Source organism: Photobacterium nomapromontoriensis (assembly GCF_050336815.1).
Taxonomy (GTDB): Bacteria; Pseudomonadota; Gammaproteobacteria; order Enterobacterales; family Vibrionaceae; genus Photobacterium; species Photobacterium nomapromontoriensis.
The window spans coordinates 42,810-58,325 of the sequence record NZ_JAKJSL010000037.1; the positions used below are offsets into that span (position 1 = coordinate 42,810).

At 42.5% G+C, this 15,516-nt stretch carries 14 protein-coding genes; 7 read left to right on the top strand and 7 right to left on the bottom strand.

All coding sequences use genetic code 11. The annotated features are described in order from the left end of the window. Positions 1 to 2 precede the first annotated feature (2 nt). The 3 genes from maiA to L4D12_RS16060 all read right to left on the bottom strand — a co-directional run bounded on the left by maiA (position 3) and on the right by L4D12_RS16060 (position 2,991). Positions 3 to 653, bottom strand: coding sequence for a maleylacetoacetate isomerase (maiA, locus tag L4D12_RS16050; protein ID WP_428448861.1), 651 nt, complete (start codon positions 651 to 653; stop codon positions 3 to 5). Positions 654 to 721: 68 nt separating this feature from the next. Next, positions 722 to 1,750: a fumarylacetoacetate hydrolase family protein gene (locus L4D12_RS16055; protein ID WP_428448862.1), complete on the bottom strand. Its 1,029-nt coding sequence runs from the start codon at positions 1,748 to 1,750 to the stop codon at positions 722 to 724. Positions 1,751 to 1,854: 104 nt separating this feature from the next. Further along, complete coding sequence (locus L4D12_RS16060) at positions 1,855 to 2,991, bottom strand: homogentisate 1,2-dioxygenase (RefSeq protein ID WP_428448863.1); 1,137 nt, start codon at positions 2,989 to 2,991, stop codon at positions 1,855 to 1,857. A gap of 276 nt (positions 2,992 to 3,267) precedes the next feature. On the opposite strand from L4D12_RS16060, the gene phhA reads away from it, so the two are divergent. The 5 genes from phhA to L4D12_RS16085 all read left to right on the top strand — a co-directional run bounded on the left by phhA (position 3,268) and on the right by L4D12_RS16085 (position 8,205). Continuing rightward, positions 3,268 to 4,107 (top strand): phenylalanine 4-monooxygenase, encoded by an 840-nt coding sequence (gene phhA, locus L4D12_RS16065; RefSeq protein ID WP_428448898.1) that lies wholly within the window; start codon positions 3,268 to 3,270, stop codon positions 4,105 to 4,107. Beyond that, positions 4,100 to 4,435 carry a 4a-hydroxytetrahydrobiopterin dehydratase gene (locus tag L4D12_RS16070; protein ID WP_428448864.1) on the top strand — a complete coding sequence of 112 codons (336 nt, stop codon included), beginning with the start codon at positions 4,100 to 4,102 and terminating at the stop codon, positions 4,433 to 4,435. Before phhA ends, L4D12_RS16070 begins: the two co-directional genes overlap by 8 nt. 206 nt (positions 4,436 to 4,641) lie before the next feature. Beyond that, complete coding sequence (locus tag L4D12_RS16075) at positions 4,642 to 5,982, top strand: PqiA/YebS family transporter subunit (protein ID WP_428448865.1); 1,341 nt, start codon at positions 4,642 to 4,644, stop codon at positions 5,980 to 5,982. Further along, on the top strand, positions 5,975 to 7,624 hold the full coding sequence (pqiB, locus tag L4D12_RS16080; protein ID WP_428448866.1) for an intermembrane transport protein PqiB: 1,650 nt from the start codon (positions 5,975 to 5,977) through the stop codon (positions 7,622 to 7,624). Before L4D12_RS16075 ends, pqiB begins: the two co-directional genes overlap by 8 nt. Continuing rightward, positions 7,624 to 8,205, top strand: a complete 582-nt coding sequence (locus L4D12_RS16085; protein ID WP_428448867.1) for a PqiC family protein — start codon at positions 7,624 to 7,626, stop codon at positions 8,203 to 8,205. The genes pqiB and L4D12_RS16085 overlap by 1 nt, the downstream gene beginning before the upstream one ends. 95 nt (positions 8,206 to 8,300) lie before the next feature. Here the strand turns inward: L4D12_RS16085 and L4D12_RS16090 are convergent, their stop codons facing one another. Beyond that, the gene (locus L4D12_RS16090) at positions 8,301 to 8,516 is read right to left on the bottom strand and encodes an acetyltransferase (protein WP_428448899.1); all 216 of its coding nucleotides are present in this window, start codon (positions 8,514 to 8,516) and stop codon (positions 8,301 to 8,303) included. A gap of 178 nt (positions 8,517 to 8,694) precedes the next feature. Here L4D12_RS16090 and L4D12_RS16095 point away from each other — a divergent pair, with 178 nt between their 5' ends. Beyond that, a complete protein-coding gene (locus L4D12_RS16095; RefSeq protein WP_428448868.1) occupies positions 8,695 to 9,621 on the top strand; it encodes an ROK family protein in 927 nt (308 codons plus the stop codon). 88 nt (positions 9,622 to 9,709) lie between these two features. Here the strand turns inward: L4D12_RS16095 and L4D12_RS16100 are convergent, their stop codons facing one another. Both L4D12_RS16100 and L4D12_RS16105 read right to left on the bottom strand, forming a co-directional pair. Beyond that, the gene (locus tag L4D12_RS16100; protein ID WP_428448869.1) at positions 9,710 to 10,762 is read right to left on the bottom strand and encodes a hypothetical protein; all 1,053 of its coding nucleotides are present in this window, start codon (positions 10,760 to 10,762) and stop codon (positions 9,710 to 9,712) included. A 3-nt stretch (positions 10,763 to 10,765) separates the two neighbouring features. After that, positions 10,766 to 11,245 carry a hypothetical protein gene (locus L4D12_RS16105; protein ID WP_428448870.1) on the bottom strand — a complete coding sequence of 160 codons (480 nt, stop codon included), beginning with the start codon at positions 11,243 to 11,245 and terminating at the stop codon, positions 10,766 to 10,768. Positions 11,246 to 11,345: 100 nt separating this feature from the next. Here L4D12_RS16105 and L4D12_RS16110 point away from each other — a divergent pair, with 100 nt between their 5' ends. After that, positions 11,346 to 14,012, top strand: a complete 2,667-nt coding sequence (locus tag L4D12_RS16110; RefSeq protein ID WP_428448871.1) for a hybrid sensor histidine kinase/response regulator — start codon at positions 11,346 to 11,348, stop codon at positions 14,010 to 14,012. An 84-nt stretch (positions 14,013 to 14,096) separates the two neighbouring features. On the opposite strand, the gene L4D12_RS16115 is transcribed toward L4D12_RS16110, so the two are convergent. Then, positions 14,097 to 15,257 carry an MFS transporter gene (locus L4D12_RS16115; protein ID WP_428448872.1) on the bottom strand — a complete coding sequence of 387 codons (1,161 nt, stop codon included), beginning with the start codon at positions 15,255 to 15,257 and terminating at the stop codon, positions 14,097 to 14,099. Positions 15,258 to 15,516: the final 259 nt, after the last annotated feature.

A 15,516-nucleotide genomic window follows, 5' to 3' on the forward strand; every position in this document is an offset into this window, starting at 1 on the left:
GATCAATATTTTCTATCCAGAATGAGATTATTATCAGGATGTGCAGCAATAAAAGCGGGTTGTGCTTGGCAATGCGCTTCTATATTCAGTAAGTGTGGGTAGTGTCTGGTATCAAAGCCGAAGCGTTTGGCATTGTATAACTGGGGGATCAGGCAGAGATCGGCCAGAGTGGGTCCAGAGCCGCAGCAATAGGGATGTTTTTGTTGGCTCACGAGTCTTTCAAGGTTTTGTAAGCCGCGCTTGAGCCAGTGGTGATACCAAATCATTTTCTCATTCTGGCTTACACCCAGTTCGGTATTGAGATAATTGAGTACCCTTAGGTTGTTTAATGGATGGATATCGCAGGCGATGGTCAGTGCGATCTCTCGGCATTTAGCTTTCTGCCATAAATCGTCAGGCAGTAGCGGTGGGTCGGGATAACGGTCATTAAGGTATTCAATGATTGCCAGAGACTGTCCGAGGATCCCGACACCATTGCTTTCATTATCCCATCCAGGCACTAGTCCAGAGGGATTAAGCGTGGTATAAGCCTCTGACAGCTGTTCATTGTCAATAAGAGAGACTGGCACTTGCTGGTAATTTAGCCCCTTAAGGTTTAACGCAATTCGCACCCGATAGGATGCTGAAGAACGGTAGTAATCGTACAATTTCATCGTATCCAGTCCTTTGATCGTTGACTAAGCGAGCAATGAATCCCCGTAGCTCTTTACTCTGTTAGAAATTATAAAATGCGGGGATTGTGATGGTTAAGATCGCCGCTGTGATATTGATGTTCATAGCGAATGACTTGCTGTTCTATTGCGCCGAAAACAGAGTGTCCATCCTGATCCAGCATCTCAATACGTACCGTGTCACCAAATGCCATGAATGGTGTTTTGGCAACGCCGGACTCGATAATTTCAAGCATTCGTTGCTCAGCCAAACAACATGAGCCGCTATTACGATCTTTGTTTGAAACCGTTCCTGAGCCAATGATGCTTCCCGCACTTAACGGGCGGCTTTTAGCTATATGCTGAATGAGCACGGCAAAATTGAAGATCATATCTGTGCCTGCATGGGGTTGGCCAAAGAGTTGACCATTAAGATACACGCTGAGGCGATGGTGGACTTTGAAATCGTGCCAGTATTCTCCGAGCTCATCGGGTGTGACAGCAACGGGAGAAAATGATGAGGCGGGTTTCGACTGAAAGAAACCAAAGCCTTTCGCTAACTCTGCTGGAATAAGGTTGCGCAGCGAGACATCGTTGACCAGCATTAATAGTTTGATATGGTCATGGACTTCTTCGGCACGAGTGCCCATAGTGACATCATCGGTCACGATGGCTATTTCGGCTTCAAAATCGATGCCCCATTGGTCATTGGCAACGAGAATAGGTTGCGTTGGGCCAATGAAAGCGTCAGACATGCCTTGGTACACGAGGGGATCCGTCCATAAACTGTCAGGCATTTCCGCCCCTCGGGCTTTGCGGACTAATTCGACATGGTTAACATACGCGCTGCAGTCAGCCCACTGATAGGCGCGGGGAAGGGGAGAGCTACAATATTCAGGGTTGAAAGGAAACGTCGTATTTAGTTGGCCGTCATTGAGATTGCGGTATAGATGCTGTAGTTCAGGCTCAACCTGCTCCCAGTTATCTAAGGCAAACTGCAATGTCGGTGCAATATCATTAGCATGCACAGCAGCGGTTAAATCACGTGACACGACAATAAGTTGACCATCTCGACCTTGGTTAAGGGACGCTAGTTTCACATTCGCCTCCTTGTTGACGATATTGATGTTGCTATGATTATTCTATCTGCTATTTTTTCGCACCTCGCACCTCGCACCTCGCACCTCGCACCTCGCACCTCTATTTATTTCTCTTTATTTGCCATCCATGAGTAAACATAGTCTGTATTTTCAGCCTCTTCAGGTATGTCGGAGAAATTTAATGGCCATCGGGTATCAATCATGACGGCAACTTCATCTGTGTCGTGCTTTGGGGTAGTAAGGCTTGCAGCCAGTGCTTTGGGGTGCGGGCCATGAGAAAAACCACAAGGATGATGCGTGATCATGCCTTCATCGATATTATCGCGGCTGAAAAAATTACCTCGGTGATAAAAAAGGACTTCATCATAGTCGTCGTTGTTATGGAAGAAGGGTACTTTGAGAGCTCCTTCATCGGTTTCAATAGGGCGCGGGACAAATGTACAAATGACAAAACCTTCAGCGACGAAAGTCGTGTGGGCTGAAGGTGGTAAGTGATAGCGGTGGCTCATTAGAGGTCGGATATCGCGCCAGTTAAGTTTGAAGGCGGTTAAGTTACCTTTCCACCCTTGTGCATCAAGAGGGTTAAAGGGGTAAGTAATAGTATTGAGCTGGTTACGCGCTTTTAGCTTAACCTGCCAGTGTTGATTATCATTTTGCTGTTGGCAAAAGGGATCATCAATACGGGCATAGTCGAGCACGGCGGGATCATAAATAGCATGCTGCCCAACAATGCCGCGATCAGCCATTTGATAAGCACTATTGGTGGCCTCGATAAGTAACATAGTGACAGGCTGCTGTGGCTCAATTCGCCAGCTGGTGGCACGAGGAAGGACGATATAGTCCCCATCACGGAAATGGAGATGTCCATAATCACAGAATAAATCTCCGCATCCTTGATGGATGAAAAGGACTTCATCACCATCACCATTGCGAGCAAGGTGATTCATGGCAGTGACACAGTGCCAAATACGTAACTTGATGTTGTTATTACTTAAAAGTAGTGCTGCGTCCCAAGGTGAGTTGCCGGAACTCTGGATTTTACTTGTATCAACTGCCCTCGGCCGAAGAGGTCCGTCCCATTTAATCCACCCTGTAGGGGGGTGTTGATGGTACATGTGACTGGCTGGACCGAAAAAGCCTTCTTTACCGCACTCACGCTCATAGGTGCCTTGCGGCAAATCACAGTGTGCTTGACGGGACGCTATTCCTTCTGTGATGGGAAACTGAAACCATTGCCGCATTACCGCTCCTCGTGACCGTTGCCTCGCCTTATCACTAACTTTGGCTTAGCGGAGCGATTCCAGCAACTCTGAAGAAGTATTCTCTAGTGATATGTTGTTTGTAAATATATTGTTACATGCTGCGGTTGCGTGATCACCGTGGCTTGCTTTTCTCGTCAGAGCTGGCCCACCTAATCTAATAAGATAGAACACAACGTTTAATTTACGATGAGCAGGGAGTGATGTGGTGTGCCAAGGGGAGGCAGCGTTAACTAAGGTGGGATTATCATGGGTAGCATGAATAAGTATGTATCTAAGAAGCCAGATGAAAATGGCATTGTCGATTGGTGTGATGAAGAGAACCAAATATGGCATGACTTGGTCACTCGCCAACTGGCGTGTATTGAAGGCCGAGCCTGCAGGGCGTACATTGATGGGTTAAAGTTGTTGGACTTGCCGCGATATAGGGCACCTCAGCTTGAGGAAGTGAATCGTGTATTAATACAGGAAACTGGTTGGCAATGTGTTGCAGTACCCGCTCTGATCAATTTTGATCGATTCTTTGCACAGCTTGCAAATCGGCAGTTTCCCGTTGCTACATTTTTACGTCGCCGCGATGAGTTTGATTATTTACAAGAACCTGATTTCTTCCACGAGATATTTGGTCATTGTGCTATGCTGACTAATCCTGCTTTTGCTGAATTTACCCATACTTATGGTCAACTGGGTTTGAAGGCAAGCCCTGCCGATAGAGTGTATTTAGCCCGGTTGTATTGGTTTACGGTGGAATTTGGTCTACTGAGAGAATCACAAGGGATCCGCATATATGGTGGTGGTATCTTATCCTCACCAGGAGAGACTCTTTATGCACTGTCGGTCGAGCAGAACGTGCCACAATACAAAGCGTTCGATCCGGTTGAAATCATGCGTACACCTTACCGGATTGATATTATGCAACCAATATATTTCATACTTGATGATATCCAACAGCTTTATGACTTGGCTCAGCAAGACATTATGGCAATGGTGGCACAAGCTAAACAGCAAGGGCTTCATCCGCCGCTATTTTCACCCAAAGAGACAAAAATGCCATCAAGTATTAGCAACGATGATAAAAAAGTGGGGAATTATGACTGAGTTACATGAATTACAATGCGAGGCGTGCAAAATGGGGGCGCAGAAAATTTCTGATGATGAGACCCACACATTGCTACAAAAGATTCCCGAATGGGAGATAATCACGCAAGGCGATATTAAGCAACTTGAGCGTGTATTTTCCTTTAAGAATTTCAAAATGGCGTGGGTATTTACCGATAAGGTAGCGGCATTAGCTGAGGAGGCATTTCATCACCCGGAAATTACATTGGAGTGGGGGAAAGTGACAGTGCGTTGGTGGAGCCATGCTGTTCAGGGATTACATAAAAATGATTTCATTTGCGCGGCAAAAACCGATCAATTGCAGTGATATTTGTATAACAGGTCTTTTTGTAGAACACGCTAAATCAATTCTTCACTTTTCACATGAGCGATGCTTTTGGCGATTTACTTTCCATTGAAACAGTCAAAACAGTGCCTTGGGTTGTGAACTGACTTTTAATTGCAGTATGATTGCGGCCATCATTAAGTAGACCTTATCTATACTAGTGTAAGATGAGGTGGTTGAGGGTTGTAATGAGCAAACCGCAAGAACAAGAGATGCTGGTTGGCTGTGAAGAGTGTGGATTGGTGGTTGAACTACCCGTTTTGGTAGACGATGAAAAAGCCACTTGCCCTCGCTGTGACCATACCTTAGCCAAGCAGATAGCCCTGCCTTTCCAACGGCCTTTATCTTATGGTGTTGCCTGTTTGGTGATGCTAGTAGCCAGTATTAGTTTTCCATTTATGTCATTCAGTGTGAAGGGAATAAGTCAATCGATTACCTTGATGCATGCTGCTGAAATGCTGAATGTCTTTCAAAATAGTTTATTAGCAATATTGCTATTATTAACTGTGTTGGTTTTACCGGCATTTTACATATCGTCGCTATTGTACCTGTATTATCGAGCTGGCCGTGTGATAACAGGAAAAACAGCAAAAAAGATTTCATCACCAGAGAAGCGTCTATGTCGGCTTATGCTGGGGGTTGAGCCTTGGTTAATGGTCGATGTATTTCTAATTGGTGTTTTGGTCAGCCTGGTTAAAATTGCCTCGTTAGCCGATATTGGCATTGGTATGTCATTTTGGGCGTTTTGTATTTATACCATGTTGGTAGTGAAATGTGTGTCGATGGTAGATCGAACCTGGTTATGGTTACAATTTATACCGTTACAACCGATACCTGGCGTGCAAGCCGGAGACTGTCACAACAGTCACAATCACATTAATTGTCATACCTGCTCACAACTTAACCCAATAGAGTATGCCGATGACAAACATGCGCGTTGTATTCGATGTCATGGTCGATTGCATGCATACCATCCTGGACAAATGCTTCAACGTTCATGGGCGTTGCTTATAGCCGCCATTGTGTTTTTTGTACCTGCCAACTTGTACCCAATGATGTACACCGTGAGTTTGGGGAAAAGCGAAGGATCGACCATTTTGGAGGGGGTTACATTGTTGTGGCATCTTAAGTCATATCCGATTGCCATCGTAATATTTCTTGCGAGTGTGGTGATCCCGTTAGCCAAAATGCTGGCATTAGCTTGGTTGTACTATCACGCCCAAAAGGATGTCTTTGACGAAGAGAAAAAAGCGATCAAGAAATTAAAAATTTATCGCATAACCGAGTTGATTGGACGTTGGTCAATGATTGATATTTTCGTTGTTTCTATTTTGGTCGCGTTAGTTCAGTTGAAAAATTTAATGGCAATATATCCAGGGCCAGCGGCATTATCGTTTGCCTGCGTTGTTTTGCTTACTATGTTATCCGCAATGGTCTTTGACCCTCGTGTTTTTTGGCCGAAGGAGCCCCTGTCAGAATCATCTTCAGGTAACGGGAATAATTATAAAGAGGATCAAAGTTATGAGTGAACAACCATCAAAACGGGCGAAGACCCATAGCATTAAACAGGTATCATCCATTTGGTTGGTACCGCTAATTGCCGTTGGTATTGGGATATGGATGCTCGTTCAATTCATCACCAGCCAAGGGCCTGAAATTACGCTGAAGATGAAAACTGCCGAAGGGATAGAGGTTGGTAAAACGCAAATTAAAGCGCTAAATGTCAAAGTGGGTATGGTAACGGGCGTGACATTAAACGATGACTATAGTTCGATTAATGTGAAGGTTCAGATGGATAAAGAAGCGGCCAGGATGCTTAAAGAAGATACTTTATTCTGGGTGGTAAAACCCCGTATTGGTAAATCGGGTGTGTCAGGGTTAGACACATTACTGTCAGGCTCTTATATCCAGCTTCAGCCCGGACGGGCAGAAAAAACGAGGCATTCGTTTGATGTATTAGATATTCCGCCCGTTGCCCCGCCTGATGCTAAAGGTCTTCGGTTAATACTCTCTTATGATGAAGCGGGTAAGTTGGGTGTCGGCGATCCGGTATTATACGAAGGGTTCACGGTGGGTCGTGTTGAGAAAACAACCTTTGATACCGAAACCAAAAAAGCCCAATACCAGCTGTTTATTTTCCAGCCTTACAATAGCTTGATCCGTAAGCGTACCCGTTTTTGGTTAACCTCAGGCGTGGATTTACAGATGTCAGCCGAAGGGTTTAATCTGAAGATAGGCTCAGTTGAATCACTGATCACTGGGGGGGTTAGTTTCAAAGTACCCGAAGGGCATGAGCCAGGTCCGTTAATTACTAAGAATCTATCTAAGTTTCGGCTTTATGAGAACATGAAGGAAGTGCGAGAGCGTTTCTTTGATGAATATCTTGAGTACGTTATGTTGTTTGATGAATCTGTGCGAGGGTTAAAGGCGGGGGCTCCTATTGAATATCGTGGTATTCGTATTGGTACCGTAGAAAAAGTGCCATTGAACATGCCATCAAACCGTGAGAGTTTCACCGATAAAGATATACCGGTACTGATACGCATCGAACTGGGGCGTGTAGTAAACCATGTGAATTACGAGAGTTTGCAAGAATTAGCTGATAGCTTAGAAAAGGAATTTAAGCACGGCCTTCGCGCAACATTGAAAACAGGTAACTTGTTAACAGGTGCGCTGCTGGTGGATACAGATGTGTACCCTGATGCGACAAATACGCCGAAGCAGACCATGTATGGAGATTATAAGATTTTTCCAACTCAAGCTGGTGGCTTTGCGCAAATTCAAAAACAGGTGACATCACTGTTAGATAAGATGAACAATCTTCCAGTGGAAGACACTCTATTATCCTTGAATAAGACGTTGGAATCGTCGCAGAAAACGCTAGCTTCTGCAGGGCGAGTTGCGAACGAGCTGAACAAATTGCTCGCAAATAAAGAAACACAAGCATTGCCGGGCGATATTCGCGAGAGCTTACAGCAGATCCAAGATACGCTGAATGGCTATGGTCCAGATGGTGCACCTTATCAGAATTTGGAGCAAGCATTGGGGCAGTTTGAACAAGTCATGGCAGAGTTACAACCCGTGCTAAGACAGCTGAATGATAAGCCAAATTCATTGATTTTTTCTGGCGAAAAACCGGCTGACCCCATTCCTGTAGGAGGACGACAGTAATGTATAAAATAAGTATTTTGGTTTTACTACTACTTGCGGGCTGTAGTTCATCGGAGCCAGTTAGCCATAGTTATTTGCTCCCAGTCAGTGATGTCAGCGTATCAACAACATTGGTCAATAAATCTCAGCCAGTTGTCATCGTTCGGCCTGTTGAAGTAGCCGAGTACCTATCAGGTATTGGTCTTGTGTATCAGGTTAGTGATACACAGGTGGTACAGGCGCAGCAAAACTTGTGGGCCGAAAGTTTAACTGATCAGTTAACACGTGCGATAACTCAAGATTTGCGTCAGAAACAGTCTCGTTACTGGTTCGATGAACTTACTCCGGCAGTGAGTTCAGCGGGTATGCCTGCGTTGCAAATCCGGTTTACCCAGTTTAACGGCCATTATTCAGGCTTTGCAATGCTGAGTGGCCAATGGATGTTGATTAATAAAAGCGATGAGGTAGTGACACGACAGCCATTTTCAATGCAAGTACCACTGGCTGAAGATGGTTATGATGCTCAAGTAAAAGCATTGTCTGAAGGGGTATCCCGATTAACCACTCAGGTTAGCCAACGGGTCGGAGCCATTACACTGTAAGTGTTAGGTTCTTCATTCAGTGACGTACAAAAATAGCCCGTTCAGGGCTATTTTTGTACGTATGCAAAGTGGAGGAGGCGTGTATCAGGCCAAGCTTATTTTGGACCGTGTCGATAATAACCATTAGTCCAGCATTCAGGCAGTTGTTCACCAGATGGAAATGCTAACAGCTGTTTATCTACAGTAACGGGATCAGCTAAATCCTCCCCGGATTGATATTGAACCTTAACTTGTGAGGAGAAAGGGTTGACGAGTGAGGACATATCCACGACATCGACCAAATCACCAGTTTGTGACTCTTTTAAAAACATCACATTATCTCCAAAATTTGCTATATAGACGATTAAAAAGATGGGTAATCACCTACTATCGGTAATCACGCTTAAAGAATTATTATTTTGGTATAAGTATGGCTGATTTTGTACGCTTTGCTGATGAGCATGATGTGTCTATCGGGGTACTTTATTTTGTTAAGGAAGAAATCAGCTGATGGCTAAGTTTTATTGGGGTGTTGATCTAGGTGGTACAAAAATAGAATGCGCAGTCATGGCTTATGATGATGACCACTGTGTATTACGCAAGCGTATTGCAACTGAAGGGAATAAGGGATACACGCACGTAATTGGCCGTATAAAACAATTGATTGATGAGTGTGCAAGCGAAGTCGGTGAATATCCATTGGTCGTTGGTTTTGGTACCCCGGGTACAATAGATCCAGCCACTGGATGCATGAAAAACTGTAATTCTACCCATCTTAATGGGAAGCCTTTAGATAAAGATTTGGTGCAACAGCTGGGGATATCGGTGAAGTTGTCGAATGATGCAAATTGTTTTGCATTGGCAGAGGCAAAATTAGGCGTTGTACGTGATGTACATCCCGATGCAGAAGTTGTGTTTGGTATCATTATGGGAACAGGAGTCGGGTCGGGTATTGTGGTGAATGGCCAAGTGCTGTATGGCTGCCATGGCATTGCCGGTGAGTGGGGGCATAATGTCATTGATCCCCATGGTGCACCTTGTTATTGCGGTAAGTCAGGGTGTGTTGAAACTGTGCTGTCAGGAAAAGGGCTGGAGCGATATTACCGAGAAATAACGGCACAAACACAGTCCAGTTCAAACGTGACACTTCCTCAAATTGTTACCCTTGCTGAACGTGGCGATAAGGATGCGCTAAAAACGATGCGCAGGCTCTATGATAACTTTGGCTTAGCGGTTGCGAATATTATCAATATTATCGATCCTGATGTTATTGTTATTGTTATCGGTGGAGGGGTTGGCAATATTGATTCTCTGTATGACAAATGCAGAGAAGCCATTCTGCCGCATTTATTCAACCCAGCGCTTAATACGAAGATAGTAAAGCCTAAATTGGGTGACAGTGCAGGGGTGTTTGGTGCGGCAATGTTGGTAAAGTAATGGCAAGACAAGAGCGTCAAACAAGCCACATTGAGGTAACGGGGATATAGATAATGGGCCACCCGTGGTGGCCCATTACGTGAGGTTTTTAGAAAACAAAATTGATCATAAGGGTATATATTTGGGCATCTTTACTTTCATCAGTGAGTTTTGGTGATGTGATAAATTGCCCTGTATTGAATTGATCATAGTCTGAGCGCTGCATATATATACCTTGCCACTCCGCATTGAGTGATATGGTATGGGTGATGTCATAGCGTAAGCCCGCCGTGACACTCTGTGTTTTACGACGATGATGACTTTCACCATAGACGGCATACGGCGTAAACTCTCCGAAATTATAAGCTGAGGAAAAGTACCAGCTACTCTGAAGCTTATCGATTTGCGCTTCTGTTATAAATTGCCAGTTATTGAGTGAATATTCAGCACCCAATGTATAGATATTTAATGTTTCTTTTATCGGTGAACTTGCTGGCAGCATTGTATATTGTGAATGTAAGTAGCCAAAATGTACTCGGTAATTGAATCCACTTAGTTCAGCAGAGAGTCCTGCGAAGTGGTCAGTATCAAAGAGTAATTTTTCATTGCCTAGTTTGGCCTTGTAATCGTGACTAAAACCATAATACGGTGACAGTGTAAAAATGTTCTCATCGTTTAATTCAGTGTGCCATGCTGCACTAATTCCATCAAAGTAAGTAAAGCCAAGGATACTATCATAAACCTCTTGTGGTGGGCGGGCCCATGGATAGGCTTGACCGACATAGTAGTATTCTGACATCAAGAAAAGTGGGATACGTAGGCGTCCGCCTTTAAGTGAAATGTCTTTATATTCCCCGTTAATATATGCCCATTCAAGCTCAGGATCAGACCATGTATCCTGAGGTCTCTTCACAACTTGCACTGAAGCATTGATGTTATCAGTGATCTGTAAGTCAGCTTGAATACCAAAAGTCGTATCGCAGTCATAACAAGTATCATCGGTTATTTCACGATGAACAAAAATGGGTACTGCATTATTCGACTGGGTAATAGACGTTGAACCAAAACCTCGGAGTGAAAAGTTGTCTGTTACATTAATAGCTGAAAAAACGGAATTTGAGATAACAAGTAAAGACAACGGAAGGAATGTGAACTTGGTCATTTCCTACTCTCCTTGTAAAACAGTGATAAGAATATTGGCATTTTCAGGCACAGCGCTAACAGGCGCGTAAGCGATGCCATTAGGATTAGCATTGAGCCATTCAATAATGTCTTTAATATCATCACTACTTAGCTCTTCTGGAGGGGTTCCTTTACCTGAGAATGACAGACTTGCCCAATAGCCATTCATCTGAGTCACTGATTTGCCAAGCAGCATACTGTAAAACTCTTCGCGGTGAATGGAGTATTTAGGTAAATCGACAAGTATAATTTTTATACTGCCATTTACTTTTTTTGTCTTCCCTTTATATAGCATTCGTGTTTTGCTTTTTGTCAGCGGCGGAATATCACTGTTCATTGAAAAAACAGCAAAATTTACGTCTGTGCTGCTATCGTCAGCAGCGAATATTGTGCTACTTAACAAGGAAAACGTTAATAAGGGTAATATTAATAAAAAATGTCGTAAACTCAGCCATTTGACCATTGATAAATTTCCATTATCTGAATTAATCCTGCTATAAATATTAGTAGACATTGATGTGACTACAAATAGGCATTTCAAAAAATTTGATCAAGGAGAGGTTATGGGCCTATTAAATCGATTTTCGATAAAAATACGGTTGCTTTTATTGGTTGTTTTACCACTGACATTCACTAGTGCCTTTACTGTCACTGAGGTTAATTCTTTGTTTTATAAAGTTAATTCACTTGGTATGCTACAAGGTAAAGTTAAATTACTGGCGGCAAACTCTGAATTTTCAAATTCAATACATAAGTTAAAAGTGGCTAAATTAGAAAATGGCGATGTCAATACATTAACTAAGCAATCATTGGAAGATGTATCACATTTTAGTGATTATGTGTCCAGTGCATTAAAATTAGATCTACAGGTTGAATTTATTTCTGCAGAAAGTGAAATGCAGGAGCTGGTTGATGAGTTTCATTATGTTAGTATAGAAGATATCAATGACTGGTCTGATTGGGCATTTGATATATTAATTCAGAATCTAGTGAATTTAGAAAAGTCGGATTTGCATGTTCAAGATAAAGTCATCGAACAGCAATTAACGGTTTTATATCAGCTCCAATGGCTACAATTATGGGCTCAGCAAGAAAATTGGTATATTCAGATGATAGGTCGATCAGTATTCGATAGTACTGATATTTATAAAGATAATCTTGATAATGTTATTGAAAAACAACAGTTAATGATTGACCGATACCTTACAATTAATGCGACTCCCAGCCAAATAGAGTTACTGAGTAAAATTTTTGCTGATCCTGTTTTTGCTGCAAGCTACCAACTTAGAAATGAAATTTTTTCAGAAACGTTTTCTGCACCACTTGAGCCATCAAGTTTAACGGTATTAAATGAGCGATTTATGCTTATAAAATACGTGGTTAACGAGATAAGTGGTGAGCTTGAACATAATATTGAGCAATCGATAAGTAAAGCAAAGATGTTGATTTGGTTTTATTTAAGTGTGATTCTTGTCTCAATAACATTGATTGTATGGCTTGGCGCTAATCTTATTCGTCGGATCGGTTCCTATTTAAATCGAATCTTGAAAGCGATGATGAAGCTTGAAACTAAAGAAGGAAGTGAAGCTAAAATTACCGTTGATGGTAATGATGAATTCACCGTGTTTAGCCATAAACTGAATGATTTGATCGAAGAACGTGTACAAAATCGAGATATATTGATTAAAGCGAAAGATGAAGCAGAAAAAGCTAACCTAGCAAAAAGTTCATTTCTTGCCAATATGTCACATGAAATCCGTACGCCATTGAATGGGATTATTGGCATGTCTGGCATCTTAGCAGATACACAATTGACGCCATCTCAAACGGAGTATGTCCAGACTATTGAAACATCATCGCAGACATTGCTGTTGTTAATTAATGATATTTTAGATTTATCCAAGATTGAATCGGGTAATTTAGTATTGGCGCCTAGCGAGTCAAGGGTCAGGGAAGTTGCATACGATACAATAACGATGGTTGTTGCTAAAGCAGCAGAAACTAATCTCATACTTGATGTCAGAATCGATGATGATTTACCTGATACCGTTTTACTCGATGAATATCGCTTGCGACAAGTGCTTATGAATCTATTGTCTAATGCGGTGAAATTCACACAAGATGGCAGTGTGACATTAGAGATAGGATATACGCAGCATACCACTGATAAAGTATCACTGCGATTTAGCGTTATTGATACTGGCATAGGTATCGCAAAGGATAAGCAAGCACAAGTTTTTGCACCATTTACTCAGGAAGATGGCTCAATTACCCGGCAGTTCGGTGGAACGGGATTAGGGTTGACCATCTGTCGTCAATTAGTTGAATTAATGGGCGGTGATCTTACTCTTCAATCAGAAAAAGGCGTGGGGAGTGAGTTTTCATTTGTGCTTGATGTTGATGTTATTCAAGAAAGACGAGAGTTGCCAGAGCCGTTATCTAGTCGACGGGTTTTACTTGTTGGTGCGAATAGAAATGACGATCTTATTTATAATAGTGTTTACGGAGAGTGTCAGCGTCTTGGTTTAGAGATTGAAGAAAACCATGATTTCTCCCTTATTAATGATAGTCATTTGAATAAGTTTGATGCGGTATTGTATTGTCAACAGACGAAAGTGAATGCCGTTAATGAACTATCACGTGTTAAAAAGCAATTACCAAATATGCCGTTGATTTTGTGTTGTAGTCATAGTCATGACAATTATGATTATGGAAATAGTATTGAAGGTGTCGTTACGTTACCGTTGTTGGGGCAGCGTTTCATTAAGACATTGATAACGGCTTTTACTGTGATAAAACAGCCTTCTGAAGTTAAAGAGCCCGAGCCGCAGATTGAATCTAGCTTAGATAAGCTAAAAATCCTGGTTGTTGAAGACAATAAGGTAAACCAACGCGTTGCTGGGTTGTTTTTACAAAAGGCTGGTTATGAGTGTGACTTTGCAAATAATGGCCAAGAAGCCGTTGTTGCCATAAGGCAACAAAATGATTATCACGCGATTTTGATGGATTGCATGATGCCAGTCATGGATGGGTTCACTGCAACCAGTGAAATTCGGGCGTGGGAAATAGAGCATGAGAAAAAACGAATGCCGATTATAGCACTGACAGCCAGTGTGATGGACGAAGATATAGGGAAGTGCTATGAAGTTGGTATGGATGATTACGTAGCGAAACCTTTTAACAAAACCGTACTACTTGGAAAGTTAGAAGATCTACATGTTCCGGCATAGACATGTAGTGTAGATAAATAAAGAAAGGGCGCAACCATGGTCGCGCCCTTTCTAATAAATAACCACTAATGTATCGACTTTATCCTACTGGGCAATAATGGTTGGTTTTGTTTTCATGCTGACCAGTAACATATAAATCGATGTTGCTAATAAGATGCCAAAGAAAAATCCCATTAATCCCATGTTTGTCTGCATAAAGTAATTGGCGGCTACCGGACCAAGCGCTGATCCTACACTGTAGCTAAACAGCATAATCTGTGTCGCTGAAACGATAGATGACGATTCAAGTCCATCACATGCTAGGGTAATGGCAATAGGGTAGAGCGCAAAGGCTGACATCCCCAACAATGCAAGAACGATAATTTGTGTAATATAGCTCTGATCAAGTTGATAGACCCCCATCGCAAAGACGCCAAGTATACTCACTAGGGCTAATAGCAATGACTTAGACATCCGACATGATAACTTACTGACAATAGGCTGAATTGTCATGCCGCCTAATACAGTCGCGGCCATAAGTACGCCAATTTGGTCAAAATTAGTTGTTGTTGAACGTAATGCTAGTGGTAAAAGGCCATATATTGAACCCATTACGATGCCAGATACTAAGCAGCCGATGAGTGCAGGCTTGCTTAATCCTGCAATTTGCTTCAGTGTCAAACTGACATGCTCATCGACAGATGGTTTGGCTTTTTTTGCGGTAATCGCGGGTAATAGCGCCAGTATTAACAACGCAATGACAACCATGAATGGCATCATTCCTACGGTTCCAAACATACCAATGCCAAATTGACCAAGTGTGGTTCCGCCATAAAGAGATGTCATGTATAAACCAAGATTTTTTGCACGTTCTTCTTTACTGTCACCGATCAGTAGCCAAGACTCAATTACCACAAAAACCCCGGCAACAGCAGTGCCAGCAACAAAGCGAGACAGTAGCCATGCGTTGAGTGTCTGATAAAATGGCAGAGCAGCAACAGATAATGCTAATAAACTAATGAAGGCAATAAACGCCATGCGATGGCCAATACGCTTAATAACAGGCTCAATTAACATTGATCCCATTAATAGGCCGACATAGTAAATACTTGCCAACCAACTTGCCGCATTGGTTGGGATCTGATTGTTGACCAGCGAAAGCGGTAACAGGCTCATTAAATATCCAGAAGCCACGGCAAAGATAGTGAGCCCAGTAACAGGAACCCAAACATTAGTACGTGCTGCCGCAGTAGCGTGCTCGTTCACTACATTAATCTCCAAAAGCAGAAATAAAAGAAAGCCAGTTTATTAGCATAAACATGGCTTTATATGGACCAGAAGGTCTCTGAATATTTGACGGCGATGAGAATACAAATGATGTGGTGCATTCTGCCGGTAGCTGACTATGAACCTAAAGATCGGATTCGTAAAATGAGTAAAACTAATGCGTATATTAGTCTTATTTTAAAGTGTCTTAGTGAGCGCGGTAATTCAATTTTGCTCAAATGATTTTTACTTTGACTTT